Raw genomic sequence first — 26,667 nt, forward strand, 5'->3', positions numbered from 1 at the left:
CTTCTTCAGCTTCATCTTCCACTAAAAAACCGGCAAGGATCGACAATCACGATTACGTTGAAAGAACAAGCGCTGATATTTCCAGCCGCATCTGTAGCCGTACATGTGACAGTTGTTGTCCCCCGAGGAAAAAAGGAACCTGATGCCGGGGTGCAGACAGCTGTTGCGCCAGGACAGTTATCGATTACAGTAGGATCTGGAAAGCTGACAAATGCTCCATTACTTCCAGGATCATTAAATACCGTTATATCGTCAGAACAAGTAATCACTGGAGGTTCAGAATCGACTATTGTAACTGTAAAAGAGCATTCGGCAGTATTGCCAGCGCTATCAGTCGCAGTACAAATAACTGGTGTGATGCCTACACTAAAAAAGGTTCCTGATGCAGGGGAGCACGAAACCATCACACCAGGGCAGTTGTCGCTTGCAATTGGAGCCGGAAAGTTGACAATTGCTCCACATTGGCCAGGAGCATTTGATGTCATAATATCATTAGAACAAGTGATGTTCGGCGCTTGGGTGTCTTCGACAGTAACGGTAAATGAACAGGAATCAACTACAATTCCGGAGGCGTCTGTTAGCGTACATGTCACCATCGTCGCCCCTACAGGGAAAAAGGAACCGGAACCCGGGCTGCATGATGCAATAGCTCCAATACAGTTACCTGAAACGGTAGGAGTAGGATAGTTTACTACAGCTCCGCATTGGTTGAGATCATTTGCTACCGTGATATCGGCGGGACATACTATTTCGGGCTCACAGTCGTTGAGTAAAATCGAAATTGTGCCAGATGTAAAGTTTGTGACTGCTAGATCAACCAGTCCGTCTCCATTAAAATCGGCGGACGCTAGCGAGGTTGGGCCAAGTCCGCCACTTGAAAAAGGACTTCCAGGCGCGAGAGTGAATCCTCCCGTCCCATTTCCTAAAAGCAGCGAGATTGTGTTGTCGCTTGTGTTTGTGACCGCGATGTCTGGAATCCCATCGCAATTAAATTCCCCAAACGTAATATCACGTGTACCACCTATACCTCCGGTTGGAAAAGGACTACCAGAAGCTAGGGCGAATGCTCCCGAGCCATTCCCTAAAAGCACTGAGACAGCGTTGTTAATAAAGTCCGTGACAGCAAGGTCCAGAAATCCATCTCCATTAAAATCCGTGGCAATGATCTCTGCAAATACTGAACCTCCACTTGGAAAAGGACTTCCAGGACCTAAAGCGAATGCCCCTGCTCCATTCCCTAAAAACACTGCGATGGTGCCTGTAGAGTTTGAGACAGCGAGGTCAGCAAACCCGTCTCCGTTAAAATCGGCTGAAATGACGGCGGTTGGAGCAGCACTTATCAAATTAACACCGAAAACAAAGCTCCCCGTCCCGTTACCTATAAACACAGCGACATTGCCGTTTTGGTTTGAGACAGCGAGGTCAGGAATCCCGTCCCCATTAAAATCGGCAGAAGCAATATCGGATGCAGACAAACCTCCGCTAGAAAAAGGACTTCCGGGAGCGAGGGTGAACGCTCCGGTCCCATTCCCTAAAAACACCGAAACAGTATTGCCAATCCCATTCACAACAGCAAGATCAGGAAACCCGTCTCCATTAAAATCATCGGAAATGATCGAATCTGGACTCAGGCCGCTGCTAGAAAACGGACTTCCGGGAGCCGAAGCGAAACCGCCTGAGCCATTCCCTAAAAACACTGAGATATTGGCGGAAGTCTGATTTGTGACAGCGAGGTCGGGATTTCCATCCCCATTAAAATCTGCGACAACAAGATTAACCGGAGCAACACCACCGCTTAGGAAAGTTGATGTCTGAAATGATGGACAAGGCATAGTAAAACCTCCAAATTTGCTTTCATTGGAAAAAGATGAGGACTTTATTTGAAAAAGGAATTTCTTGATGGTGCGGGAGCCATATCTTTACATTAATTTCACTATAAAATTTTCATTGAGAACAAAAAATTGATTTTTTCATTCTACAACCTATGCTCAATTTTGAAATAAATGTAAAACAATATACCTCATATCCTGTGCTTCACTTGTAATCGGTTGTACAAATAGCCCTCTCTGTACCAATGTTTACATTATTATTGTATGGATTTTTGGATAATGAGATTGGGTTATTTATTGTTTTTAAATTAGCTTGGCTCCTGTACTTTAGTACAAGCAAATTTAGATTTTCATTATATGATATTGGAAAATTAATTAATTAATTAATATAAGGAGGGATGATTCAAGACCTAACCTAAGGGCTATATCTCAGAGCAGTTTAAAGAAGCGTCTCTTTTTTATTTATTAATTAAATAACTTTTATAATTGTGTATTATTTATTATAATCCAATAGTTCAATTAAGAATGTGTAGTTTTCACTCATATAATTGCAGGAATATGGCCTGAAAGCTTCTACTGCACGCTTATTTGGAGACAGATTTTGTTAATAAGCCCAGGAAATATCGTTCACTCACCTAAGTGCATAATATTTTTTGAGTTTTTTTTGATCGTTATATCAGAATAAAGAAGCATAGGGGCTGTTCTTGTCTTTTTTACGAGCAAGCAAGAGCCCCGTCCCCTTGCTTCGGAAAATTTGTGGTGATTTCCGTTTTTTTGCATATTGAAAGGAAAACTAATAAGGCTTTAAGAATGTGGCCCTGTTAATGTTTGCTGTTGTTTTATAGCCTTTGGTGTACATGTTCATTTAATTTTATTCGAATGAATAACTAAATGAGTATGTGCACCAAAGGTAGTGTAGCTAATCAACAATTGTTTAACATAGCCTCTAAAAATACTAAGGTGTAATTCACTGGGACTCTCCGATTAATCTCGCTCCACAGATTGATTTTTACAAAATAGCATACATTTTTGTTAATCATACGTTTGATTAACAAAAATGAAGCTCCTCAAAAGTCTAATGACTAATGAGAAGCTTCATTTAATTGGTAAGGTGTGATTACATCATGCCGCCCGTAAGCTGAGAGTGTGTAATATCTTTAACGATGAGTGTGAAAAGTACGTTAAATTAAGATTTTTTAAATTCTGTCTGTAACATCTTTAACGGGGATTTACCGTTTTTCATAGGATTGCGTTAGTTCAAAATGTTAGCATTTTCACTTCCGATTCTGCCAGCTATGTAATCAAAATTGTAATCTATAGCTTTTAGTAACGTCTATCTAAACCATATACTCAATATGTGAGAAGTAAGCTGCGCTGTTAAAAAACGGAAGCTGTCTCAATTTTCATTTGAGACAGCCACTTATGAATAGGATATGCGATTTCGCATTCACCATCGGCATTAACAAGTAACTTTGATAGTCCCTGTATTTACAAACAAATGCCTGTTATGCTTTTGGAGGTGTTCCCTCAGCGTTTGCTACAACTGCATCGATTTGGATTAAAGCATCTTGAGGTAAAGCTGATACGCCAACTGTTCTTCGTGCAGGAATACCGCTTGGGAAGAATGTTGTGTAAACTTCGTCTACAGCATCAACATCCGCGATATCTTTAAGGAAGATATTTACTTTAACCACATCGTCCATATCATGGTTGATACTTTCAATAATTGCCTTGATATTTTTTAAGCACTGTTCAGCCTGCTCTTTTATACCACCAGCTACTATTTCACCAATTTTTGGGTCCAAAGGTAATTGAGCTGAAAGGTGATTGTAATGAGAAAACGCTACAGTTTGTGTAGATAGTGAACTCTTTGGTGCATCTTCAGTGTTGTTTGCCCATATAACGATTCCATGTCTGTCTTCAACAGCTTGTGGAGGTGTACCATCTCCGTGTGACACCACTGCTTCAATTTGTACCAAAGCATCCATAGGTAAAGCGGAAGCTGCAACTGTTGTCCGTGCAGGGACATAGGCTACAGCCCTAGCAATAGCCGAGTCTGGGAAAAATGTTGTATAAACTTCATTTACCGCATCAATATCCGATAGGTCTTTAAGGAAGATATTAATTTTAACAATATCATCAAAAGGAACGTCGATACTTTCTAAAATTGCCTTAATATTCTTTAAGCACTGTCCAGCCTGCTCTTTTACACCGCCAGCTACCAATCTACCAGTTTTCGGATCGATAGGTAATTGAGCTGAAAGATTATTGTAATGAGAGAAAGACACGGTTTGTGTAGATAGAGAACTTGTTGGTGCATTTTCCGTGTTATTTGTAAGCTTTATGAGATCGCCTGCTTGTGGTGCGTTTGGAATGGTACCTTCACCGTGTGAAACAAGTGCTTCAATTTGCACCAAAGCATCCATAGGTAAAGCTGCAACTGCAACTGTTGTTCGTGAAGGAACATAGGTTGGGAAGTATGTTTTATAAACTTCGTCTACAGCGTCAATATCTTTGATATTCTTAACGAATACAGTGATTCTAACAATATCGCTCATAACATGATCAATGCTTTCTACAATTGCCTTGATATTTTTAAAGCACTGTTCAGCCTGCTCTTTTATACCACCAGCTACCAATTTACCAGTTTTGGGTTCGATAGGTAATTGAGCTGAAAGATTATTGTAATGAGAGAAAGCTACAGTTTGTGAATATAGACCGTTACCGTTTGGAGCATTTTCCGTATTTCTTGCTAATACTGCGTTAAAGCCGCTCATAATAGTATTCCCCTTTTAGATAATTTTTTTATAGATATATGTATTAACTCATGTTTCGCACCGAAATAACCGGCTAAACCATAAAAAATGATTTGTTTTGTAGAAATGCAAGGAATATTAAGTAGTTCAACCTTGCGACTTAACTATAAAATATAGGGCATTACAGGCGAATAAAACTGTAAGGAGATACATTGCAAAAAGATTAAATTATATAAAAATACCCGTATTGCTCATTTGCAATACGGGGGTCAAAGGTTTATTTCAGATTCGGTTTCACCTATATGTCTCTAGATACTTTTCAACATATAACCAAGACCAGGGTAAGTAACAGTGTATTAGTATCTTAGAACCCCATCGGCTTTAGCCGTGGGAGTATCAGGAAAAATATGTATCTCCAAGTAACCCAAGAAATGAAAAAAGAAGCCCCCCAAAAGTTCAATGAACTTAAGAGAAGCCTCTATTAATATCCTCAATGTTAGCAAACCACTCTCACCTTACTAACAAACCCAGTCATATCAATGGTTGGAGGGGCTTATTACATCATGCCGCCCATTCCACCCATACCGCCCATGTCAGGCATACCCATGCCTGCACCAGCTGGTTCTGGCTTATCAGCAACAACTGCTTCAGTTGTTAAGAACATAGCCGCAACAGATGCTGCGTTTTGAAGAGCTGAACGTGTAACCTTAGTTGGGTCAACGATTCCAGCTTCAACCATGTTTACCCACTCGTTTGTAGCAGCGTTGAAGCCTGTGCCGATTGCTTCGCGCTTTAAGCGGTCAACAACAACAGATCCTTCTAAGCCTGCATTGTGAGCGATTGTGCGTACTGGCTCTTCCATTGCACGTAATACAATGTTGATACCTGTAGCAACGTCGCCTTCAGCTTGAAGAGCTGCTACTTTATTGTATACGTTTAGAAGGGCAACTCCACCACCAGAAACGATTCCTTCTTCTACAGCTGCGCGCGTAGAGTTTAGGGCGTCTTCGATGCGAAGTTTGCGCTCTTTTAATTCTGTTTCAGTAGCAGCACCAACTTTAACAACTGCTACACCGCCAGCTAATTTAGCTAAGCGCTCTTGTAATTTTTCACGGTCAAATTCAGAAGTTGTTTCATCCATTTGAACACGGATTTGGTTTACACGGCCAGCGATTTGTGCACTGTCTCCAGCACCTTCAACGATTGTTGTGTTTTCTTTTGTAACGACAACTTTAGAAGCGCGTCCAAGAGAAGCGATTGTAGCAGATTTAAGGTCACGGCCTAATTCCTCAGTGATTACTTCCCCGCCAGTTAAAATCGCGATGTCTTCAAGCATAGCTTTACGGCGGTCACCGAAGCCAGGAGCTTTAACAGCAACAGCATTGAATGTTCCGCGTAGTTTGTTTACTACTAATGTAGAAAGAGCTTCGCCTTCAACATCCTCAGCAACTAACAATAATGGTTTGCCTTGTTGAACAACTTGCTCAAGTACTGGCAATACTTCTTGAATGCTTGAAATTTTCTTATCTGTAATTAAAATGTATGGATTATCTAGGACAGCTTCCATTTTTTCCGTGTCTGTTACCATATATGCAGAAGCATATCCACGGTCGAATTGCATACCTTCTACTACATCTAGCTCAGTAGTGAAGCCTTTAGATTCTTCGATCGTAATAACGCCGTCGTTGCCAACACGTTCCATTGCTTCAGCAATTAGTTGTCCTACTTCTTCGTCAGCAGCAGAAATAGCAGCAACTTGTGCGATGGATTCTTTGCTTTCGATTGGCTTAGAAATTGCTTGTAATTCTTCTACTGCAGTTAAAACTGCTTTTTCAATTCCTTTGCGAATGCCCATTGGGTTCGCACCAGCTGTTACGTTTTTAAGACCTTCACGAATCATTGCTTGAGCAAGTACTGTTGCAGTCGTTGTACCATCACCAGCAACATCGTTTGTCTTGCTTGCTACTTCAGCTACAAGCTTTGCTCCCATGTTTTCGAAAGCATCTTCTAATTCAATTTCTTTAGCAATAGTTACTCCATCATTTGTGATTAATGGAGAACCGAATTTTTTCTCAAGAACCACGTTGCGTCCTTTTGGTCCAAGAGTTACTTTTACTGCATCTGCAAGGGTATCTACACCGCGTAGCATCGCACGGCGAGCATCTTCACTAAATTTGATCTCTTTTGCCATTTGTAAAAACCTCCTCTAGAATTATGAAAAGTTATCTTTTAGAATCTATCTGAGTATTGTTTATTAACCGATAATAGCAAGAATATCATTTTCACGTAAAATCAAGTATTCTTTGCCTTCGTATTTCACTTCTGTTCCAGCATATTTTGAGAAGATGATACGGTCGCCGTTAGCAACTTCAAGGGCTACACGCTCACCATTTTCAAGAACGCGGCCAGTTCCTACAGCAACAACTTTACCTTCTTGAGGCTTTTCTTTAGCAGTGTCCGGCAAAACGATGCCGCTTGCAGTTTTTTCTTCAGTTTCAACAAGCTCGATAATAATTCGATCACCTAGTGGCTTTAACAAGTGAAACAACCTCCTCAATTTATATGTAATATTTTTTATTAGCACTCTATCCATCCGAGTGCTAACACAATTATTATATTAAAGAAAACGAACACTATTTGCAAGGGTGAAGCTCAAATTTTTACAAAAAATATTCATAGCCAAAATTTGCTTCAATCGAAGTATTATTTTGCAATAGTTATGACTATCGAACTGTTCTATTTGAAACTAGAAGCTAATTATGAGTAAAATGAAAGATGGTAGAGAAGCGAGTGAATAATCACCTCGGCCAACCAACCTATTAGAAGGAGACAATACATTGAAAAAAGAATACTGGATCATTCTTATTGCATATATAGCCATGCAATTTTCATCGATTATAGGCGTTCCACTTCTCATGTTTACCGGTACTTTTTTTGGCAAAAGTCCTAAAGACATGCAAGTACTTTCTGTACCCTATTGGATTGTCATTAGCTTTTCAATTACCTTCATTATTACTCTTGTGCTATTACGGAAAGAAATGAAAACAGTCCGGGAATTGCGGGATGCTTCTTCTGTTCCAACTTCTATCGCATGGGCAGTTGGAGGGATCTTCCTAGCCTATTTCGCCCAAATAATGGCGGCAAGTATCGAAAACATGGTTGGCATTGAAATGGGGTCCGAAAATACACAGGACATCCTGATGCTTATCCAAACCTTCCCGGCCGTAATAATCGTCAGTTCCATCATCGGACCTATATTAGAAGAAATCGTTTTTCGAAAAATCATTTTTGGATCCCTGCATAAACGATTGAACTTCTTTTTATCAGCATTAATCAGCTCTGTCATTTTTGCCCTAGCACATGCAGAGATTGAACATACGCTTTTATATTCTGCGATGGGATTTACGTTTGCTTTTCTTTATGTAAAAACAAAGCGGATTATTGTACCGATCTTCGCTCACGTGACAATGAATACACTTGTTGTTATTCTGCAGCTTAATAAGGAGCCAATAGAAAACTGGCTGGAAAAAATAGAAAAAATACAATCTTTTATTGGAGGATTTATATGAGAAGGTCACCATTATTTTCAGGCATTATCTATATTATTCTCGGTCTCCTCTTTACATACATCGCCATTCAAAACATACAAAGGGAACAAGGATGGGGAATTTTCACTGTATTTCTAATTATTATTGCAACCTTTGACTTAGGCGGCGGTCTGCGCATGGTTGCTTTTCATTTCAAATTAAAAAATAGCCTAAAAAATAAATGAGCCTCCATTTTGAGAGGCTCATTTACTTTAATATTTTATTCTTCTTTTTCACTTTCTGTCGGGTAATGCTTTAAGAAATAAATAAGAGACTGAAGCTCTACAGCTAAATCAATATGATGAATTCTTATTGTCGATGGGACAGATAGCCTAGCTGGTGTAAAATTCAAAATTCCATTTACACTTCCCTGAACAATCCGGTCAGCGATTGATTGAGCAGCAGGTGCAGGAACGGTTAATATCGCCACTTGAATATTGTGTTCTTTAATTACTTTTTCTAAATCATCCATATGAAAAACGGGAACTTCCCCAATTTTTGAACCGACTTTATTTACGTCTACATCAAAAGCAACTTCAATTTTTGTATTATTATTTTTCAAAAAGTTATAATTCAGAAAAGCAGTGCCTAAATTTCCTACTCCGATTAATGCCACCTTTGTCAGTTCATCCTGGTCTAATGTCTTCCGGAAAAATGTAAGCAAATAATTGACATTATACCCGTATCCCTTTTTCCCCAATGCCCCAAAGTAGGAAAAATCCCTGCGAATGGTGGCAGAGTCCACCTTTACTGCCTCACTTAGCTCAGCTGATGATACCCTTTGCTTGCCAGAGGAATGTAAATTTTTTAGAAATCGATAGTACAAAGGGAGCCTTTTTGCAGTTGCTTGCGGAATTTTCACTGATTCATTCGCCATTATTCATCCACTCTCCCAAAGTTACATTATTTAGTGTCTCTTTTAAAGTCTCCATTTTTACCGCCTGTTTTTTCAACTAAATACGTTCTGCCAATGATCATTCCCTTATCAACCGCTTTACACATATCATAAACGGTCAAAGCACAGACAGATGCCGCTGTGAGCGCTTCCATCTCAACGCCAGTGTTTCCTTTTGTTTTAGCTGATGCCGTAATTAATAGGGTATATTCCTCTTGATCCATTACCCATGAGAAGGAAATATCCACACCAGTTAGCGGAATAGGGTGACACATCGGGATGATTTCCCAGGTTTTCTTGCATGCCATCACTCCTGCAACTTGAGCGACTGCAAGGACATCCCCTTTTTTCATTTTATTAGAAGTAATTTTTTCATATATTTCTTTATTTACAATAATACTTGAGTGAGCAATCGCTGTTCGGACAGTTTCAGGCTTATCACTAACGTCAACCATTTTTGCTCGGCCCTCTTGATTAAAATGAGTAAAATCTGTCATGTACATACACCTCTCTACAAAATGATACACTATTTTTATCCATTTGTATGCAATTTGTACAACCATTCACTTACGCAAAATGTATCGGTTATTGCCCATCATATATGAATGAGTTACACTAACTCTAGAATATAGAGGTGAAAAAAATGATTTTATTACAAGTAAATCAATTAATGAAAAATTTTGGTGCTGATCCTATTTTATCGAATATAAAGCTAGAAGTACAAACAAGAGATCGAATTGCCCTTGTAGGCCGTAATGGAGCTGGTAAATCTACTCTACTAAAAATTATTGCAGGGCAAATGTCTTATGAGTCCGGAGAAATAATTAAGCCTAAGGATGTAAAAATAGGTTACCTAGCTCAAAATACAGGCTTAGAATCTGAACAATCCATTTGGAATGAAATGTTAACAGTATTTGCGCATTTTCAAACCCAAGAAAAAGAATTACGCAGGCTTGAAGAACGTATGTCTGATCCCGAAGCTATGGGAAATCAGCAGGAATATGAGCGAATTTTGTCCGAATATGATAAACGTCAAGTTCAATTTAAAGAAGAAGGCGGTTATCAATACGAGTCAGACATCCGTTCAGTTCTCCACGGCTTAAATTTCCATTCCTTTAGCTACGATACAAAAGTATCAACATTAAGCGGAGGGCAGAAAACAAGACTTGCTCTCGGAAAACTATTATTAACAAAACCCGATATTTTAATCCTGGATGAGCCTACCAATCATTTAGATATCGATACTCTAACGTGGTTAGAGCAATATTTACAAGGATACGACGGGGCCATATTAATTGTCTCACATGATCGTTATTTTTTAGATAAAGTGGTTTCACAAGTATACGAACTATCAAGACTTCAAATTCGTAAATATACAGGGAATTACAGTGCCTACCTCGACCAAAAGGCAGCAAATTTTGAACGTGAAATGAAAGAATATGAAAAACAGCAGGAGGAAGTAGCAAAGCTTCAGGATTTCATTCAACGAAATCTTGCACGAGCTTCCACAACAAAAAGAGCTCAGAGCCGCCGCAAGCAGCTTGAAAAAATGGAAGTAATGGACAGGCCCCTAGGAGATGAAAAATCTGCCTCTTTTGGCTTCCAAATTGATAGACAATCGGGAAATGATGTATTAAAGGCTGACTCAATCGCTATTGGTTATCATGGAGAAGAGATTTCAAACAGTATTTCCTTCAGGATTACTAGAGGGGAAAGCATTGCCCTTGTGGGACCAAATGGGGTTGGAAAATCTACTCTATTAAAAACAATCATTGATAGATTGTCACCTATTTCAGGTCATTTTCATTATGGATCAAATGTTTCCATCGGATACTACGATCAGGAACAAGCCGAACTATCATCGAATAAGCGAGTTTTAAATGAGCTATGGGACGAATTTCCACTTAAGCCTGAGAAGGATATCCGAACTGTGTTAGGGAATTTCCTTTTCTCTGGTGATGATGTTTTAAAGAATGTATCTACCTTAAGCGGAGGAGAAAAAGCTCGGCTAGCACTAGCTAAGTTAATGATGCAACAAGCAAATTTTTTGATTCTGGACGAGCCTACTAACCATCTTGATTTAGATAGTAAAGAAATATTAGAAAACGCACTTATCGATTATCCTGGGACTATCCTTTTCGTTTCTCATGACCGCTACTTTATTAACCGTATTACAACAAAAGTGATTGAACTGAGCAAGAGTGGCACAACTGAGTACCTTGGTGATTATGATTATTATATTGAAAAGAAGCAAGAGCAAGAAGAATTGAAGGCATTAGATACCGTACAAAATCATTCAGCATCAAATCAGCCTAATCAGGAAAAAACCAGCTATCAGCTTGATAAAGAAGCAAAAAAAATGGAAAGGCAACGCCAAAGAAGATTAGAAGAAGTAGAAAAGCAAATCGGAGAATTAGAAGTTCAAATATCTGAATATGAGCAGCAATTATGTGAGCCTGAGGTTTATCAAGATCATGAAAAAGTACTGGAGATTACGAATAAAAACAATGAGGCAAAAGGTAAATTAGACGAACTGGTCGAAGAATGGACCGAATTAGCAGATTAAGAAAAGCGGAAGCGCCTTGATCATCGCCGTACAAACTGAAAGGGCCGTGACTGAGATATAGGAGACACAATGAGCGATAGCGAATTGATGTCGACTTATCGTAGGGAGGGGACCTGAAGTTTGATAGGCGATAGGCGCTGGCGCTAGACATAAGAAAAAGGAACTGGGGATATGTACACCCTTTGTTCCTTTTTTGTCCACAAAACTATTCACAAAATATAGCCTGAAATGAAAGACTTCCACAGACTTTTCCACATTATCCACAATAAACAGCCTTATTATCCACAATTCCCACAGAAATTATCTGATTTTTCTATTTATCCACAAGAAAGTCCCCACTTTCCAATGAGGACTTCTTCCTAGCTGTTCCTTAATTGTGGATAGTAATATCGAGACCTGGATTTGCATTCAAAGCCATAGTTGATTGTATCCCTTTTTCAAATAAAACACTGCCTGCAGCAGCGATCATTGCCGCATTGTCTGTACATAGGGATAACGGCGGGATAACTAGCTCACATTCAGGAAGCTTAGTAAACTCTTCCTGTAAAGCTGTACGCAAACCTTTATTAGCTGCTACACCACCAGCTAATAGTACCTGTTTCACGTTATATTCTTTTGCAGCCTTACTTGTTTTTGTTACCAGTACATCAATCACACTTTGTTGAAAGCTTGATGCCAAATCCTCAGGCTTAATCTGGTCCCCTCTTTGTTCAGCATTGTGGACAGTGTTAATAACTGCTGACTTTAATCCACTGAAGCTGAAATCATAGGAGCCTTCCTCCAGCCATGCACGAGGCAATGAAATAGAAGGTTCTCCTTCCTGTGCTAACCGATCAATATGAGGCCCTCCTGGATAGGGAAGACTTAAAGTTCTTGCAACTTTATCATAGGCTTCTCCAGCAGCATCATCCCTAGTTTCACCTATGACTTCAAAATGGCCATGCTCCTTCATATACACAAGTTCTGTATGTCCACCCGAAACAACAAGTGAGAGCAAAGGAAATGCCATCTCCCTTACAAGCCGATTCGCATAAATATGTCCAGCTATATGATGAACCCCCACTAACGGAATCCCATGAGCAAAAGCAACGGCCTTTGCCGCATTTACCCCCACTAATAATGCCCCAACTAATCCAGGTCCTTCTGTAACGGCAATGGCACTTAAATCTTCGTAACTGATATTTGCCTGGTTTAGCGCTTCCTCTAGTACAATCGTAATTTGCTCTACATGATGACGAGAAGCAATCTCTGGAACAACACCGCCGAATCTTTTGTGGCTTTCAATTTGAGAGGCTACTACATTTGCAGCAATTTCTCTTCCATTTTTAATGATTGCAACTGCCGTTTCATCACAGCTTGTTTCAATTCCCATGATTAATTGATCTTTGTTTGTCATAAATTCACCCACATTACTAAAGCATCTTCTTGATTATCCGAATAGTAGTTCTTTCTAATTCCGCCATTTTGAAATCCAAGCTTTCGATAGAGAGACTGGGCAATCGAATTGGATACACGCACCTCGAGCGACATCGTCCTCGCTCCTCTCTCTGAGGCAATTTCCATCACTTGTCTCATTAATGCCTCTCCCAGCTTCCTTCCACGAAACTCCGGCAAAATAGCAACATTTGTAATTTGCGCTTCATCCACAACAATCCATACACCACAATAGCCTATGACTTTCCCGTCTTCTTCTAAACCTAAATACAAAGCATATTGATTTGTCGTTAACTCATTTAGAAATGCCTCTCTGCTCCATGGAAGGGTAAAAGATTCATGCTCAATTTTTAGAATGTCATCTACATCATTAATATCCATAAATCGGAAGGTTAAAGACTTATTCATACTGCTACTTCCTTATCTTCTCTTTATTCGCTTTGATCCAATTAGCTTCCGCTTCTGCTAAACGGATGTAATTAGGAACAAAAGAATGTATATCTTCAGCTTCCTTATCCCTGCCCAATAATGCAAGCTCAGCAGGTCGAGGATTATGCTCCGTTATTTCAGCAAAAACTGCTTGTGTTCCAATTATTTCTTCAAATGTTTTTCGATGAAGAGGCAAATCGTTCCCAATAAAAAGAACCTTATCACTTCTCTCTTTCAGTTCAGCAGCCCAGTCCATAGATAATACCAGCTGATCTTTATTCTTTGTGATTAAGTTCCCCTCACTGAATTGATAGAGACCCGTATATATTTGACCTCTGCGTGCATCAAATACGGGAGAGATCACACCTTCGAAATAACGGCCTGCAGATGCTGCTAATACCTCTAAGCTCGAAACGCCTGTCAAAGGGATATTCAATGTCCATGCTAACGTCTTTGCAATAGTCACACCAATTCGAACCCCAGTATACGAGCCCGGGCCTTTAGCAACAACAATCTTTGAAAGATCACTTGGCTTCACATCACAGTCTTTCATCAATGCTTCAATTGCAGGCATTACGCGTACAGAGTGATTTTTCTTTATATTTGTTATATATTCACCTATCACTTGATTTTCATCTAATAAAGCCACACCTAATGAATAATTAGACGTATCGATCGAAAGCAACTTCATATAAAAAACTCCTTACATAATTCCGCATATCTTTCACCTTTAGGGGTTACTACAATTTTTCTTGCTCCATTTTCTCCTAAAAACAAAGATATCATTAATAATTCCTGTGGAAGCTGTTCCTCTATTAAATGAGCCCACTCAACAACTGTAATTCCGTTTCCCTCGAAGTATTCATCGAACCCTAAATCTTCAAATGAATCCTCGACTCGATATACATCCATATGATAAAGAGGCATTCTTCCTTGATACTCCTTAATAATTGTAAAGGTAGGGCTATTCACGTTTCTTTTGATATCTAAACCAAGAGCCAGCCCTTTTGTAAACGTCGTTTTTCCTGCACCAAGATCGCCTTCTAAAGCAATTACATCGCCAGGCTTTAAAAATTCTGCAAGCCGTTTAGAAAAATCCATTGTTTCTTCGGGCTGGTTCGAGATAAACTCAAATTGCTTCATATTAATTACTCACCTTTATTTTCATTTAAGTCCCTTTTTTCAAAAGACTGTTTTCAACAGTGTTCATTTACATAGCTATCCTTTATTAAAAAACCTTACTAGAAAAGAATCAACTTTAGATAAAAGTCCGATCTTCTTATTCTGAACAAAAAAACCTTAGGATGGATCCTAAGGAGTATCTATTATATGTATAGTCTACATGATTTTTTGTTACTGAGCAAAAAAGCATGGATAAAAATAGACAAAAAAAAGACGAAACAATGTTTCGCACTTAACTTTTGTGTATAATGGCGGTCCGGACGGGACTCGAACCCGCGACCTCCTGCGTGACAGGCAGGCATTCTAACCAACTGAACTACCGGACCAGATTGCGGGGACAGGATTTGAACCTGCGACCTTCGGGTTATGAGCCCGACGAGCTACCGAACTGCTCCACCCCGCGATAATAATATTTTATATTAGTTAAACAGCCTAGCGACGTCCTACTCTCACAAGGGGACAGCCCCTAACTACCATTGGCGCTGAGAAGCTTAACTGCCGTGTTCGGGATGGGAACGGGTGTGACCTTCTCGCTATCGCCACTAGACCTATTTATGATGAGGTTTGTTCCCTCAAAACTAGATAATGCTAAAGAAGAAGTTGAGTAATCATTTATGGTTAAGTCCTCGACCGATTAGTATTTGTCAGCTCCACGTGTCACCACGCTTCCACCTCAAACCTATCAACCTGATCATCTTTCAGGGGTCTTACTAGCTTGACGCTATGGGAAATCTCATCTCGAGGGGGGCTTCATGCTTAGATGCTTTCAGCACTTATCCCTTCCGCACATAGCTACCCAGCGATGCTCTTGGCAGAACAACTGGTACACCAGCGGTGCGTCCATCCCGGTCCTCTCGTACTAAGGACAGCTCCTCTCAAATTTCCTGCGCCCACGACGGATAGGGACCGAACTGTCTCACGACGTTCTGAACCCAGCTCGCGTACCGCTTTAATGGGCGAACAGCCCAACCCTTGGGACCGACTACAGCCCCAGGATGCGATGAGCCGACATCGAGGTGCCAAACCTCCCCGTCGATGTGGACTCTTGGGGGAGATAAGCCTGTTATCCCCGGGGTAGCTTTTATCCGTTGAGCGATGGCCCTTCCATGCGGAACCACCGGATCACTAAGCCCGACTTTCGTCCCTGCTCGACTTGTAGGTCTCGCAGTCAAGCTCCCTTATGCCTTTACACTCTTCGAATGATTTCCAACCATTCTGAGGGAACCTTTGGGCGCCTCCGTTACTTTTTAGGAGGCGACCGCCCCAGTCAAACTGCCCACCTGACACTGTCTCCTGCCCCGATCAGGGGCATGGGTTAGAATTTCAATACAGCCAGGGTAGTATCCCACCGATGCCTCCACCGAAGCTGGCGCTCCGGCTTCCAAGGCTCCTACCTATCCTGTACAAGCTGTACCGAAATTCAATATCAGGCTACAGTAAAGCTCCACGGGGTCTTTCCGTCCTGTCGCGGGTAACCTGCATCTTCACAGGTACTATAATTTCACCGAGTCTCTCGTTGAGACAGTGCCCAGATCGTTACGCCTTTCGTGCGGGTCGGAACTTACCCGACAAGGAATTTCGCTACCTTAGGACCGTTATAGTTACGGCCGCCGTTTACTGGGGCTTCAATTCAGAGCTTCGCGTGAGCTAACCCCTCCTCTTAACCTTCCAGCACCGGGCAGGCGTCAGCCCCTATACTTCGCCTTGCGGCTTCGCAGAGACCTGTGTTTTTGCTAAACAGTCGCCTGGGCCTATTCACTGCGGCTTTTCAGGGCTATTCACCCTAAAAAGCACCCCTTCTCCCGAAGTTACGGGGTCATTTTGCCGAGTTCCTTAACGAGAGTTCTCTCGCTCACCTTAGGATTCTCTCCTCGCCTACCTGTGTCGGTTTGCGGTACGGGCACCTTATCCTCACTAGAGGCTTTTCTTGGCAGTGTGGAATCAGGAACTTCGGTACTATATTTCCCTCGCTGTCACAGCTCAGCCTTCACGCAAACGGGATTTTCCTCGCTTGCAGCCTAACTGCTTAGACGCACATATCCAGCAGTGCGCTTACCCTATCCTCCTGCGTCCCCCCATTGCTCAAACGGAGTTTGGTGGTACAGGAATATCAACCTGTTGTCCATCGCCTACGCTTTTCAGCCTCGGCTTAGGTCCCGACTAACCCTGAGCGGACGAGCCTTCCTCAGGAAACCTTAGGCATTCGGTGGATGGGATTCTCACCCATCTTTCGCTACTCATACCGGCATTCTCACTTCTAAGCGCTCCACCAGTCCTTGCGGTCTAGCTTCAACGCCCTTAGAACGCTCTCCTACCACGGACATCGTAGATGTCCATCCACAGCTTCGGTGATACGTTTAGCCCCGGTACATTTTCGGCGCAGAGTCACTCGACCAGTGAGCTATTACGCACTCTTTAAATGGTGGCTGCTTCTAAGCCAACATCCTGGTTGTCTAAGCAACTCCACATCCTTTTCCACTTAACGTATACTTTGGGACCTTAGCTGGTGGTCTGGGCTGTTTCCCTCTTGACTACGGATCTTATCACTCGCAGTCTGACTCCCATGGATAAGTCTTTGGCATTCGGAGTTTGTCTGAATTCGGTAACCCGATGGGGGCCCCTAGTCCAAACAGTGCTCTACCTCCAAGACTCTTTCTACATGAGGCTAGCCCTAAAGCTATTTCGGAGAGAACCAGCTATCTCCAAGTTCGATTGGAATTTCTCCGCTACCCACACCTCATCCCCGCACTTTTCAACGTGCGTGGGTTCGGTCCTCCATTCAGTGTTACCTGAACTTCAACCTGGACATGGGTAGATCACCTGGTTTCGGGTCTACGACCACATACTCATTCGCCCTATTCAGACTCGCTTTCGCTGCGGCTCCGTCTATTCAACTTAACCTTGCATGTAATCGTAACTCGCCGGTTCATTCTACAAAAGGCACGCCATCACCCATAAACGGGCTCTGACTACTTGTAGGCACACGGTTTCAGGATCTCTTTCACTCCCCTTCCGGGGTGCTTTTCACCTTTCCCTCACGGTACTGGTTCACTATCGGTCACTAGGGAGTATTTAGCCTTGGGAGATGGTCCTCCCTGCTTCCGACGGGATTTCTCGTGTCCCGCCGTACTCAGGATCCACTCTGGAGGGAACGAAGTTTCAACTACAGGGCTTTTACCTTCTCTGGCCGGCCTTTCCAGACCTGTTCATTTACCTCGTTCCTTTGTAACTCCGTGTAGAGTGTCCTACAACCCCAAGAGGCAAGCCTCTTGGTTTGGGCTAATCCCGTTTCGCTCGCCGCTACTCAGGGAATCGCGTTTGCTTTCTCTTCCTCCGGGTACTTAGATGTTTCAGTTCCCCGGGTCTGCCTTCAATACCCTATGTATTCAGGTAAAGATTCTATCCCATTACGGATAGAGGGTTCCCCCATTCGGAAATCTCCGGATCAAAGCTTACTTACAGCTCCCCGAAGCATATCGGTGTTAGTCCCGTCCTTCATCGGCTCCTAGTGCCTAGGCATTCACCGTGCGCCCTTTCTAACTTAACCTACTTCGGTCAATGATCAACTGCGCATCTCGGCGTCAGCTCTCTCGCTGTGCTCCTCACGTACTGAGTACGTTCCGGTGCTCGCTCGGTCGCTTCCTTGATCTGCTTGTTGCTCATTGCCCTCATGGTTTACACTCTTACTTGGTTTTAAAAACTCAATATAAGAGAAAAAACTAAGATGGCGATTACTCGGTTATCTTCTTTATTGCATTATCTAGTTTTCAAAGAACAAGGCTACTGATTTCAATCACAACGTGATTAAGCTTCGTAGCTATTCATCATGCTGCCTTGCGACGAGCTGAGGTTTATCTTCCTCGAACTACTGCGGCGCAGGAGCAAAATAATATGAGAGATTACTCTCTCAAAACTGAACGAACAATGAAACGTCTTTTAATGAAGTTAGACTTCATTTCATCCTTAGAAAGGAGGTGATCCAGCCGCACCTTCCGATACGGCTACCTTGTTACGACTTCACCCCAATCATCTGTCCCACCTTAGGCGGCTGGCTCCTTGCGGTTACCCCACCGACTTCGGGTGTTACAAACTCTCGTGGTGTGACGGGCGGTGTGTACAAGGCCCGGGAACGTATTCACCGCGGCATGCTGATCCGCGATTACTAGCGATTCCGGCTTCATGCAGGCGAGTTGCAGCCTGCAATCCGAACTGAGAATGGTTTTATGGGATTGGCTAAACCTCGCGGTCTTGCAGCCCTTTGTACCATCCATTGTAGCACGTGTGTAGCCCAGGTCATAAGGGGCATGATGATTTGACGTCATCCCCACCTTCCTCCGGTTTGTCACCGGCAGTCACCTTAGAGTGCCCAACTGAATGCTGGCAACTAAGATCAAGGGTTGCGCTCGTTGCGGGACTTAACCCAACATCTCACGACACGAGCTGACGACAACCATGCACCACCTGTCACTCTGTCCCCCGAAGGGGAACGTCCTATCTCTAGGATTGTCAGAGGATGTCAAGACCTGGTAAGGTTCTTCGCGTTGCTTCGAATTAAACCACATGCTCCACCGCTTGTGCGGGCCCCCGTCAATTCCTTTGAGTTTCAGCCTTGCGGCCGTACTCCCCAGGCGGAGTGCTTAATGCGTTTGCTGCAGCACTAAAGGGCGGAAACCCTCTAACACTTAGCACTCATCGTTTACGGCGTGGACTACCAGGGTATCTAATCCTGTTCGCTCCCCACGCTTTCGCGCCTCAGTGTCAGTTACAGACCAGAAAGTCGCCTTCGCCACTGGTGTTCCTCCAAATCTCTACGCATTTCACCGCTACACTTGGAATTCCACTTTCCTCTTCTGCACTCAAGTCTCCCAGTTTCCAATGACCCTCCCCGGTTGAGCCGGGGGCTTTCACATCAGACTTAAGAAACCACCTGCGCGCGCTTTACGCCCAATAATTCCGGACAACGCTTGCCACCTACGTATTACCGCGGCTGCTGGCACGTAGTTAGCCGTGGCTTTCTGGTTAGGTACCGTCAAGGTACCGCCCTATTCGAACGGTACTTGTTCTTCCCTAACAACAGAGTTTTACGATCCGAAAACCTTCATCACTCACGCGGCGTTGCTCCGTCAGACTTTCGTCCATTGCGGAAGATTCCCTACTGCTGCCTCCCGTAGGAGTCTGGGCCGTGTCTCAGTCCCAGTGTGGCCGATCACCCTCTCAGGTCGGCTACGCATCGTCGCCTTGGTGAGCCGTTACCTCACCAACTAGCTAATGCGCCGCGGGCCCATCTGTAAGTGATAGCCGAAGCCATCTTTCAGCTTTTCTACATGAGTAGAAAAGGATTATCCGGTATTAGCTCCGGTTTCCCGAAGTTATCCCAGTCTTACAGGCAGGTTGCCCACGTGTTACTCACCCGTCCGCCGCTAATCTTTGGGAGCAAGCTCCCTCAGATTCGCTCGACTTGCATGTATTAGGCACGCCGCCAGCGTTCGTCCTGAGCCAGGATCAAACTCTCCAATAAAGAGTAAGATTAGCTCTTAAGTTTTAAAACTTGAATTAACGTTGACGTTTTTTGTTCGTTCAGTTTTCAAAGAGCAACTTTTGGAGCGGGTGAAGGGAATCGAACCCTCGACAACAGCTTGGAAGGCTGTGGTTTTACCACTAAACTACACCCGCATTATTATTTATAAATGAAATCGAATGGTCGGGAAGACAGGATTCGAACCTGCGACCCCTTGGTCCCAAACCAAGTGCTCTACCAAGCTGAGCTACTTCCCGGATTAGATTAAGAGGTCGAAGAGGAAAGTTTATTTCATCCCTGCTTCTAACTTCCGAATTCTTATATTATAAATGGCGCGCCCGAAAGGAGTCGAACCCATAACCTTCTGATCCGTAGTCAGACGCTCTATCCAATTGAGCTACGGGCGCATTTATTAAAGCAACTTTTATATCATATATTAAATCAATTTAGTTGTCAATATATTTTTTGGTGCGGCCGAGAGGACTTGAACCTCCACGGGGTTGCCCCCACTAGGCCCTCAACCTAGCGCGTCTGCCATTCCGCCACGACCGCATTTAAATAGCGACAAAGTTAATCGTATCAATATTTTATAAAAAAGTCAATAATCAATCATGCGGGTGAAGGGAGTCGAACCCCCACGCCTTGCGGCGCTAGATCCTAAGTCTAGTGCGTCTGCCAATTCCGCCACACCCGCATATTATAAATGGTGAGCCATGAAGGACTCGAACCTTCGACCCTCTGATTAAAAGTCAGATGCTCTACCGACTGAGCTAATGGCTCTAAATAAAAAAATGGCTGGGCTAGCTGGATTCGAACCAACGCATGTCGCAGTCAAAGTGCGATGCCTTACCGCTTGGCTATAGCCCAATAATATTCTCAAAACAAAAATGGCGGTCCGGACGGGACTCGAACCCGCGACCTCCTGCGTGACAGGCAGGCATTCTAACCAACTGAACTACCGGACCAAAATTGTCATTCCATTGCATTTTCAATTAATACAAATTACCGAAAACCTATGGATGACCCGTACGGGATTCGAACCCGTGTTACCGCCGTGAAAGGGCGGTGTCTTAACCGCTTGACCAACGGGCCACATTAAAATTTCGCTGGCGGAGAAGGAGGGATTTGAACCCTCGCGCCGCTTACGCGACCTACACCCTTAGCAGGGGCGCCTCTTCAGCCTCTTGAGTACTTCCCCAAAATAAAAATGGCTCCGCAGGTAGGACTCGAACCTACGACCGATCGGTTAACAGCCGATAGCTCTACCACTGAGCTACTGCGGAATAGTACATATCATCTTTTTGACTCTTCCTATTATAAAAACCTGCCTATTAAAAGTCAAGAATGTTTTTCAAAAAAATAACCCTTTTAGTAGCACCTTATCTAAAAGACAAACCTTTTATATTTTCCCTTCATTCTTCTTAACTAATTTTCCCCTGCACTTTCCGCAAACGTATTTTTGTGTATTTATATTTCTTCTTCTATGATACTCTTGCCCACAGTTCTTACAAGAATAGATAATAATCTTCTTATCTCCATTCCTCCGATTATCCCCTGGCAGTGGTGAGCAAAAACGAGGAGCTCCAACAGCTTTCATTAATATCTTGAAATCTCGATCCTGGTGTTTATACCCTTTTCCCTCTATATGCAAATGATAGTGACAAAGTTCATGCTTTATAATGCCACATAACTCTTGATACCCTAGCTGCTCTAAATATTTTCGATTTATTTCTACATGATGGGTACTCAACATATATCGTCCGCCAGTTGTTTTAAGTCTTGAATTAAAGTAAGCCTTATGTCGAAATGGTTTACCAAATTCCACTAAAGAAATTTCTTCAACCAGTCTTTGTAACTCTAAATCATCCATCTTCCTCTTACCCCTAAGAAATATTGTCAACATGACAACCTATTATAGCATACATTATATATACCTTTTGATCTGAGGAGGTACTCATATGCCTGTATGGTTTCAAAATCAAATCCAACGTGCTTTCTACGAAAAAGATCGTAATCAAATAAAATTGTTAAACCAATGCTGGTTTTTCTACAGAAAAAAACACTGCTCATAGAAAGGCGAAAGCGCCTTGATCATCGCCGTACAAACTGGAAGGGCCGTGACTGAGATATAGGAGACACAATGAGCGATAGCGAATTGATGTCGACTTATCGTAGGGAGGGGACCTGAAGTTTGATAGGCGATAGGCGCTGCAGCTAGACATCACGAAAGGCGGAGGTAGCTTGTTCACCCCCGACAAGCATAAGACAAATCGGCAGGAAGGTTGTTCTTTAACCTTCTTGACGAGTTGGCTTATGACCTCGAGCCCCTAGCCACCGTAGCTAGACAATTAGAAAGGCGGAAGCGCCTTGCCCACCACCTACAAGAATGGAAAAAGCCCTTGCAAAGTGAAATATTTTCACCTGCAAGGGCTTGGCTATTGTTTAAGCCTCAACAATTTTTTTATTCATTTGGCGGGAGCATTGTTAATGATACTCTTCCTTTATTTTTATCAACAGAATCAACCCATACGGTAACTACGTCGCCTACTGAAACGACGTCAAGAGGATGCTTGACGAATTTTCGGCTTAATTTTGATATATGAACAAGTCCATCCTGCTTTACTCCAATATCAACAAATGCACCGAAATCTACTACGTTTCTGACGGTACCTTGAAGCTCCATTCCGAGATTTAAATCTTCAAGCTTAAGGACATCCTGCTTTAATAAAGGTTTAGGCAAATCATCACGGGGATCCCTTTCAGGTCTTACAAGTGCATCAATAATATCCTTTAACGTTAATTCCCCAATCCCTAACTCTTCCGATAACTGTGCAACATTCAATCCAGAAAGTGATTCCCTTAAAGCTGGACTCCCTAAATCAGCTGTTGTAAAACCAAAATTATTAAGCAGTTTCATTACTTCAGGATAACTTTCCGGGTGGATACCTGTACGATCCAACGGCTCTGTTCCATCTATGATTCGCAAGAAACCGATGGCTTGCTCGTACGTTTTAGCACCAAGTCTAGGAATTTTCTTTAGTTGTTTCCGATTCGAGAATTTGCCCTCTTCCTCACGCTTTTTCACGATGTTATTGGCAACCGCTTTAGACAATCCAGCAACATACTGAAGTAACGATGACGAAGCTGTATTTACGTTGACACCAACCTGGTTAACTGCTGTCTCAACAACAAAGCTTAATGATTCGGTTAATTTTTTTTGGGAAACATCATGCTGGTACTGCCCTACACCAACAGACTTAGGATCAATTTTTACGAGCTCTGCCAATGGGTCTTGAAGTCTGCGGGCAATTGAAACCGCACTTCTTTCTTCCACCTGCAGCTCAGGAAATTCCTCTCTCGCTAGATCTGATGCGGAATAAACACTCGCTCCAGCCTCATTTACAATGAGATAGAAAATTTCTTCATTTAGTTCTTTCAAAATATCTGAAATAAACTGTTCTGTTTCCCTTGAAGCCGTTCCATTACCAATGGCAACCATTTCCACCTTAAATGTCTTTAATAAATTAATAATTTGTGATTTGGCCTCTTTCGTTTTCGAGACAGGCGGATGTGGATAAATCACAGATATTTTAAGAACCTTTCCTGTTTCATCCACAACTGCTAGCTTGCAACCTGTTCGATAGGCAGGGTCAACAGCTAATACCACCTTGCCTTTTAATGGAGGCTGTAATAATAAATTTCGTAAATTCTCGGAGAAAATCATGATAGCCTGCTCTTCAGCTTTCTCCGTTAATTCATTTCGAATTTCTCTTTCAATGGATGGCTGAATTAGACGCTTATATCCATCCTCATAGGCTTCTTTCACAAATACAGCAGCGGGTGATTGCTCATTTTTAACCCACTTTTTATGAAGATATCTTAAAATAAACTCTACATTCGGCTTCACGCTTATTCGCAATATATCTTCTTTTTCTCCTCGATTAAGCGCTAACGTCCGATGCGGAACTATTTTTGCTAGTGGCTCCTCATATCCGTAATACATTTCATACACTTTCTTCTCATCATTTTTTTCGTCTTTAACAGCAGACTCGATTGTTCCGGTTTTTATCGTTTCATGACGAATCCACTTCCTGCTTTCTGCATCATCCGATACCCATTCAGCAATGATGTCCTTTGCCCCTGTAATAGCTTCTTCAACCGTTCCTACTTCTTTTTCTTCAGAAAGAAATTCGGCAGCCTTCTCGTTTACTGGTAGAGAAGTCGGAAAAGTAAGCAGCCATTCAGCAAATGGTTCCAAGCCCTTTTCCTTTGCTATCGTTGCCTTTGTTCGGCGTTTCTGTTTATATGGACGATATAAATCTTCTAACTCTTGAAGCTTACTCGCTTTTTGAATCTGTTCATTTAAATCATCCGTTAATTTCCCTTGCTCTTCGATTAATCGAACAATTTCCTCTTTCCGTTGCTCAAGATTCTGTATGTACTGCCAGCGTTCCATTATATCTCGAATTTGAACCTCATCTAAAGCTCCCGTTAACTCTTTCCGATAACGGGCAATAAATGGAACAGTATTCCCCTCTTCAAGAAGATTAATTGTATTCTTCACTTGTTTTAGCGATAAGGATAGCTCCGATGTAATCATATCTAATATTTGTTCTTGCCTATTTACTATTTTCTCCAAGGTTTTACCTCCAGCTTTTTAGGTCATCATCTTATCTTATCAAAATCTTGCTCGAGTTTCATACTGCCGCACTTCAATAGCAAATAAGCTTATCTTGTTTGTAAGATAAGCTCAAAATAAGCTTCCTGTCACGAACGCTATTCTGGATTCTTTTCCTTTGCGTTAATTGCTTCCCTTAACTTTTTTATTGCCTTTCTTTGCAGGCGTGATACGTGCATTTGCGAAATAGCCAGTCTTTCCCCTGCTTCCTTTTGACTCATATTCTCTATATACGTATATTGAATGACACTTCTTTCACGTTCAGTTAGTACATGCAATATTTTTTCAAGTACAAGAATTTGGTTTATTTTCTCATAGCCTTCATCTTCATTCCCTACAATGTCATGTAATGTTGTTGTCCCACCTTCAGAATCAGCATCAATCGAATGATCTACAGAAAGCGCATGATAGCTTTTGCTAATTTCCATTGCTTCTAATATTTCCTCTTCTGATACACCAACAACATCGGCAATTTCAGCCATTTTCGGGGACCGCTGCAACTGGATGGTTAGTTCATCAATTGTCGATTTTATTTTTGGACCCAATTCCTTTATCCTGCGAGGTACATGAACACTCCAAGTTTTATCACGCAAAAAACGTTTAATTTCTCCGATTATCGTTGGTACTGCGAAGGCTTCAAAATTCTTCCCATAGGTTTCATCATATCTTCGAATCGCCCCTAATAATCCAATTAGACCAACTTGAGAAATATCTTCATGAAAAGATTTCCCTTTCGAATATTTACGCGCAATAGACTCCACCATCTTTCGATAATGGAGGACAAGTAATTTCTGTGCCTCTTCATCTTGTTCAAGTTGGAAAGCCTTTATGAGTCTATTAATTTCTTCAGGAGTTATCTGGTTAGGTTGAGATTGTCTTGACATCCCTCTCCACCCGCTCTCCCTCAAGGTATTTGATCATGAAGACCGTCACACCCTCTTTGTTATGAATTCGAACCTCGTCCATTAACGACTCTATTAAGTAAAGACCTAAACCTCCTTCACGTAAAAACTCAACAGAATCATTCTCTTCATAACGGCCAATCCCTTGCTTAGCTGATAGAAAGTCAAAACTTTTCCCATTATCTGCTACCATTACTTCCAAACGGTTCCCATAAAGACCGAAGCCAACAATCACTTCCCCATGCTCATTATTGGTATAAGCATGTTGAATGGCATTTGTACAAGCCTCGCTTGTAGCAATCTTTAAATCTTCAATTTCATCATAGGCAAACCCCATTCGGCTCGCAATACCTGACAGTGTAAGTCTGATGACACTCAAAAATTCTGCTTTAGCAGGAATTTTCAATTCTATGTAATCAAACGATTGAGTCATTTAGCTTCACCTTCAATCTTGCTGGAAATATCCATAATAGTAGACAAGCCTGTGATTTCAAAAAGCCTCATTAATCGGTTGGATAACCCTAAAAGCCGTAACTGTCCATTATTTGAACGGATATTTTTAAAGACGCCAACAAAGACACCTAATCCAGTACTATCCATATAAGTAACTTCAGAAAGATTAATGATGATAACTGATTCCTTTTTTTCTGCCAAATGAAAAAGAGACTCCCTTAGTTTAGGTGCAGTATATGCATCAATCTCACCGCTAATATCTACAGTAGTTAAATGATCCTTTTCTTTCGTTTCAATTGAAATATTCATGACTGACCCACCTTTTTATGCCAATTTGCCTATTAAGTACCCTGATTTTACAGAGGGTAAACCTGTTATTTACAATTAATTAAAAAATAATTAATTTGAATTTTCGAAACATACCACTGATAAAAAAGG

The 26,667-nt window shown here is 42.0% G+C and carries 19 protein-coding genes, 13 tRNA genes and 3 rRNA genes; 4 read left to right on the plus strand and 31 right to left on the minus strand.

Annotation, left to right across the window (positions count from 1 at the left end; all coding sequences use genetic code 11):
* Window positions 1-11: 11 nt before the first annotated feature.
* The 4 genes from FI644_RS27340 to groES all read right to left on the minus strand — a co-directional run bounded on the left by FI644_RS27340 (window position 12) and on the right by groES (window position 7,124).
* The gene (locus FI644_RS27340; protein WP_075209074.1) at window positions 12-1,832 is read right to left on the minus strand and encodes an FG-GAP-like repeat-containing protein; all 1,821 of its coding nucleotides are present in this window, start codon (window positions 1,830-1,832) and stop codon (window positions 12-14) included.
* Between the two features lie 1,502 nt (window positions 1,833-3,334).
* The gene (locus FI644_RS06815; RefSeq protein WP_056682246.1) at window positions 3,335-4,606 is read right to left on the minus strand and encodes a RidA family protein; all 1,272 of its coding nucleotides are present in this window, start codon (window positions 4,604-4,606) and stop codon (window positions 3,335-3,337) included.
* A gap of 535 nt (window positions 4,607-5,141) precedes the next feature.
* Complete coding sequence (gene groL, locus FI644_RS06825; protein ID WP_053478085.1) at window positions 5,142-6,776, minus strand: chaperonin GroEL; 1,635 nt, start codon at window positions 6,774-6,776, stop codon at window positions 5,142-5,144.
* Window positions 6,777-6,839: 63 nt separating this feature from the next.
* Window positions 6,840-7,124: a co-chaperone GroES gene (gene groES / locus FI644_RS06830; RefSeq protein ID WP_053478084.1), complete on the minus strand. Its 285-nt coding sequence runs from the start codon at window positions 7,122-7,124 to the stop codon at window positions 6,840-6,842.
* A 298-nt stretch (window positions 7,125-7,422) separates the two neighbouring features.
* On the opposite strand from groES, the gene FI644_RS06835 reads away from it, so the two are divergent.
* Window positions 7,423-8,154: a CPBP family intramembrane glutamic endopeptidase gene (locus FI644_RS06835; RefSeq protein ID WP_053478083.1), complete on the plus strand. Its 732-nt coding sequence runs from the start codon at window positions 7,423-7,425 to the stop codon at window positions 8,152-8,154.
* A complete protein-coding gene (locus FI644_RS06840; RefSeq protein ID WP_053478082.1) occupies window positions 8,151-8,357 on the plus strand; it encodes a YdiK family protein in 207 nt (68 codons plus the stop codon). The genes FI644_RS06835 and FI644_RS06840 overlap by 4 nt, the downstream gene beginning before the upstream one ends.
* A 35-nt stretch (window positions 8,358-8,392) precedes the next feature.
* Here the strand turns inward: FI644_RS06840 and FI644_RS06845 are convergent, their stop codons facing one another.
* Window positions 8,393-9,049: a redox-sensing transcriptional repressor Rex gene (locus FI644_RS06845; RefSeq protein ID WP_053478081.1), complete on the minus strand. Its 657-nt coding sequence runs from the start codon at window positions 9,047-9,049 to the stop codon at window positions 8,393-8,395.
* Window positions 9,050-9,075: 26 nt separating this feature from the next.
* Entirely contained in the window at window positions 9,076-9,564 is a 489-nt protein-coding gene (moaC, locus tag FI644_RS06850; RefSeq protein WP_053478080.1) for a cyclic pyranopterin monophosphate synthase MoaC, read from the minus strand.
* A 146-nt stretch (window positions 9,565-9,710) separates the two neighbouring features.
* Between moaC and FI644_RS06855 the strand changes: the two genes are divergently transcribed.
* Window positions 9,711-11,633, plus strand: coding sequence for an ABC-F family ATP-binding cassette domain-containing protein (locus FI644_RS06855; protein ID WP_053478079.1), 1,923 nt, complete (start codon window positions 9,711-9,713; stop codon window positions 11,631-11,633).
* A 370-nt stretch (window positions 11,634-12,003) separates the two neighbouring features.
* On the opposite strand, the gene tsaD is transcribed toward FI644_RS06855, so the two are convergent.
* The 21 genes from tsaD to FI644_RS06960 all read right to left on the minus strand — a co-directional run bounded on the left by tsaD (window position 12,004) and on the right by FI644_RS06960 (window position 22,066).
* The gene (gene tsaD / locus FI644_RS06860; RefSeq protein ID WP_053478078.1) at window positions 12,004-13,029 is read right to left on the minus strand and encodes a tRNA (adenosine(37)-N6)-threonylcarbamoyltransferase complex transferase subunit TsaD; all 1,026 of its coding nucleotides are present in this window, start codon (window positions 13,027-13,029) and stop codon (window positions 12,004-12,006) included.
* Window positions 13,026-13,475, minus strand: a complete 450-nt coding sequence (gene rimI / locus FI644_RS06865) for a ribosomal protein S18-alanine N-acetyltransferase (protein WP_056682058.1) — start codon at window positions 13,473-13,475, stop codon at window positions 13,026-13,028. The genes tsaD and rimI overlap by 4 nt, the downstream gene beginning before the upstream one ends.
* Window positions 13,476-13,479: 4 nt before the next feature.
* Entirely contained in the window at window positions 13,480-14,187 is a 708-nt protein-coding gene (gene tsaB, locus FI644_RS06870) for a tRNA (adenosine(37)-N6)-threonylcarbamoyltransferase complex dimerization subunit type 1 TsaB (RefSeq protein WP_053478076.1), read from the minus strand.
* The gene (gene tsaE / locus FI644_RS06875) at window positions 14,184-14,639 is read right to left on the minus strand and encodes a tRNA (adenosine(37)-N6)-threonylcarbamoyltransferase complex ATPase subunit type 1 TsaE (protein WP_053478075.1); all 456 of its coding nucleotides are present in this window, start codon (window positions 14,637-14,639) and stop codon (window positions 14,184-14,186) included. The genes tsaB and tsaE overlap by 4 nt, the downstream gene beginning before the upstream one ends.
* A 288-nt stretch (window positions 14,640-14,927) precedes the next feature.
* A tRNA-Asp gene (locus tag FI644_RS06880) sits at window positions 14,928-15,004 on the minus strand.
* A 3-nt stretch (window positions 15,005-15,007) separates the two neighbouring features.
* Window positions 15,008-15,081 (minus strand) — tRNA-Met (locus FI644_RS06885).
* A gap of 27 nt (window positions 15,082-15,108) precedes the next feature.
* Window positions 15,109-15,225: ribosomal RNA gene (gene rrf, locus FI644_RS06890) — 5S ribosomal RNA — on the minus strand.
* Window positions 15,226-15,292: 67 nt separating this feature from the next.
* Window positions 15,293-18,225 (minus strand): 23S ribosomal RNA (locus tag FI644_RS06895).
* A gap of 420 nt (window positions 18,226-18,645) precedes the next feature.
* Window positions 18,646-20,196, minus strand: a 16S ribosomal RNA gene (locus FI644_RS06900).
* Together the 16S, 23S and 5S rRNA genes with 13 tRNA genes alongside form the textbook arrangement of a ribosomal RNA operon.
* Before the next feature lie 81 nt (window positions 20,197-20,277).
* Window positions 20,278-20,351: transfer RNA gene (locus FI644_RS06905), tRNA-Gly, on the minus strand.
* Window positions 20,352-20,376: 25 nt separating this feature from the next.
* Window positions 20,377-20,453: transfer RNA gene (locus FI644_RS06910), tRNA-Pro, on the minus strand.
* 73 nt (window positions 20,454-20,526) lie between these two features.
* A tRNA-Arg gene (locus FI644_RS06915) sits at window positions 20,527-20,603 on the minus strand.
* A 59-nt stretch (window positions 20,604-20,662) separates the two neighbouring features.
* A tRNA-Leu gene (locus tag FI644_RS06920) sits at window positions 20,663-20,748 on the minus strand.
* Between the two features lie 60 nt (window positions 20,749-20,808).
* A tRNA-Leu gene (locus FI644_RS06925) sits at window positions 20,809-20,890 on the minus strand.
* Between the two features lie 10 nt (window positions 20,891-20,900).
* A tRNA-Lys gene (locus tag FI644_RS06930) sits at window positions 20,901-20,976 on the minus strand.
* Between the two features lie 12 nt (window positions 20,977-20,988).
* Window positions 20,989-21,063: transfer RNA gene (locus FI644_RS06935), tRNA-Gln, on the minus strand.
* 21 nt (window positions 21,064-21,084) lie between these two features.
* Window positions 21,085-21,161, minus strand: a tRNA-Asp gene (locus FI644_RS06940).
* Between the two features lie 55 nt (window positions 21,162-21,216).
* Window positions 21,217-21,288: transfer RNA gene (locus FI644_RS06945), tRNA-Glu, on the minus strand.
* Between the two features lie 15 nt (window positions 21,289-21,303).
* Window positions 21,304-21,394 (minus strand) — tRNA-Ser (locus FI644_RS06950).
* A 10-nt stretch (window positions 21,395-21,404) separates the two neighbouring features.
* Window positions 21,405-21,479, minus strand: a tRNA-Asn gene (locus FI644_RS06955).
* Between the two features lie 116 nt (window positions 21,480-21,595).
* The gene (locus FI644_RS06960; RefSeq protein ID WP_053477854.1) at window positions 21,596-22,066 is read right to left on the minus strand and encodes a SprT family protein; all 471 of its coding nucleotides are present in this window, start codon (window positions 22,064-22,066) and stop codon (window positions 21,596-21,598) included.
* A gap of 88 nt (window positions 22,067-22,154) precedes the next feature.
* Between FI644_RS06960 and cmpA the strand changes: the two genes are divergently transcribed.
* Window positions 22,155-22,268, plus strand: a complete 114-nt coding sequence (gene cmpA, locus FI644_RS06965) for a cortex morphogenetic protein CmpA (protein WP_142108194.1) — start codon at window positions 22,155-22,157, stop codon at window positions 22,266-22,268.
* A 389-nt stretch (window positions 22,269-22,657) separates the two neighbouring features.
* Here the strand turns inward: cmpA and FI644_RS06970 are convergent, their stop codons facing one another.
* From FI644_RS06970 to FI644_RS06985, 4 genes are all read right to left on the minus strand, one after another.
* A complete protein-coding gene (locus FI644_RS06970; protein WP_181758211.1) occupies window positions 22,658-24,796 on the minus strand; it encodes a Tex family protein in 2,139 nt (712 codons plus the stop codon).
* Window positions 24,797-24,972: 176 nt separating this feature from the next.
* Window positions 24,973-25,758, minus strand: coding sequence for an RNA polymerase sigma factor SigB (sigB, locus tag FI644_RS06975; RefSeq protein WP_142108196.1), 786 nt, complete (start codon window positions 25,756-25,758; stop codon window positions 24,973-24,975).
* Window positions 25,736-26,209: an anti-sigma B factor RsbW gene (gene rsbW, locus FI644_RS06980; protein ID WP_142108197.1), complete on the minus strand. Its 474-nt coding sequence runs from the start codon at window positions 26,207-26,209 to the stop codon at window positions 25,736-25,738. Before rsbW ends, sigB begins: the two co-directional genes overlap by 23 nt.
* On the minus strand, window positions 26,206-26,538 hold the full coding sequence (locus tag FI644_RS06985) for an anti-sigma factor antagonist (protein WP_056682040.1): 333 nt from the start codon (window positions 26,536-26,538) through the stop codon (window positions 26,206-26,208). Before FI644_RS06985 ends, rsbW begins: the two co-directional genes overlap by 4 nt.
* Window positions 26,539-26,667: the final 129 nt, after the last annotated feature.

The sequence above is a fragment of the Cytobacillus solani genome (genome assembly GCF_006704205.1).
GTDB lineage: Bacteria > Bacillota > Bacilli > Bacillales > Cytobacillaceae > Cytobacillus > Cytobacillus solani.

Coding starts and splice junctions, on each gene's coding strand:
- FI644_RS27340 (WP_075209074.1), bottom strand. CDS start 1,832: ATGCCTTGTCCATCATTTCAGACATCAACTTTCCTAAGCGGTGGTGTT.
- FI644_RS06815 (WP_056682246.1), bottom strand. CDS start 4,606: ATGAGCGGCTTTAACGCAGTATTAGCAAGAAATACGGAAAATGCTCCA.
- groL (WP_053478085.1), bottom strand. CDS start 6,776: ATGGCAAAAGAGATCAAATTTAGTGAAGATGCTCGCCGTGCGATGCTA.
- FI644_RS06840 (WP_053478082.1), top strand. CDS start 8,151: ATGAGAAGGTCACCATTATTTTCAGGCATTATCTATATTATTCTCGGT.
- FI644_RS06845 (WP_053478081.1), bottom strand. CDS start 9,049: ATGGCGAATGAATCAGTGAAAATTCCGCAAGCAACTGCAAAAAGGCTC.
- moaC (WP_053478080.1), bottom strand. CDS start 9,564: ATGACAGATTTTACTCATTTTAATCAAGAGGGCCGAGCAAAAATGGTT.
- FI644_RS06855 (WP_053478079.1), top strand. CDS start 9,711: ATGATTTTATTACAAGTAAATCAATTAATGAAAAATTTTGGTGCTGAT.
- tsaD (WP_053478078.1), bottom strand. CDS start 13,029: ATGACAAACAAAGATCAATTAATCATGGGAATTGAAACAAGCTGTGAT.
- rimI (WP_056682058.1), bottom strand. CDS start 13,475: ATGAATAAGTCTTTAACCTTCCGATTTATGGATATTAATGATGTAGAT.
- tsaB (WP_053478076.1), bottom strand. CDS start 14,187: ATGAAGTTGCTTTCGATCGATACGTCTAATTATTCATTAGGTGTGGCT.
- tsaE (WP_053478075.1), bottom strand. CDS start 14,639: ATGAAGCAATTTGAGTTTATCTCGAACCAGCCCGAAGAAACAATGGAT.
- FI644_RS06960 (WP_053477854.1), bottom strand. CDS start 22,066: ATGGATGATTTAGAGTTACAAAGACTGGTTGAAGAAATTTCTTTAGTG.
- cmpA (WP_142108194.1), top strand. CDS start 22,155: ATGCCTGTATGGTTTCAAAATCAAATCCAACGTGCTTTCTACGAAAAA.
- FI644_RS06970 (WP_181758211.1), bottom strand. CDS start 24,796: ATGATTACATCGGAGCTATCCTTATCGCTAAAACAAGTGAAGAATACA.
- sigB (WP_142108196.1), bottom strand. CDS start 25,758: ATGTCAAGACAATCTCAACCTAACCAGATAACTCCTGAAGAAATTAAT.
- rsbW (WP_142108197.1), bottom strand. CDS start 26,209: ATGACTCAATCGTTTGATTACATAGAATTGAAAATTCCTGCTAAAGCA.
- FI644_RS06985 (WP_056682040.1), bottom strand. CDS start 26,538: ATGAATATTTCAATTGAAACGAAAGAAAAGGATCATTTAACTACTGTA.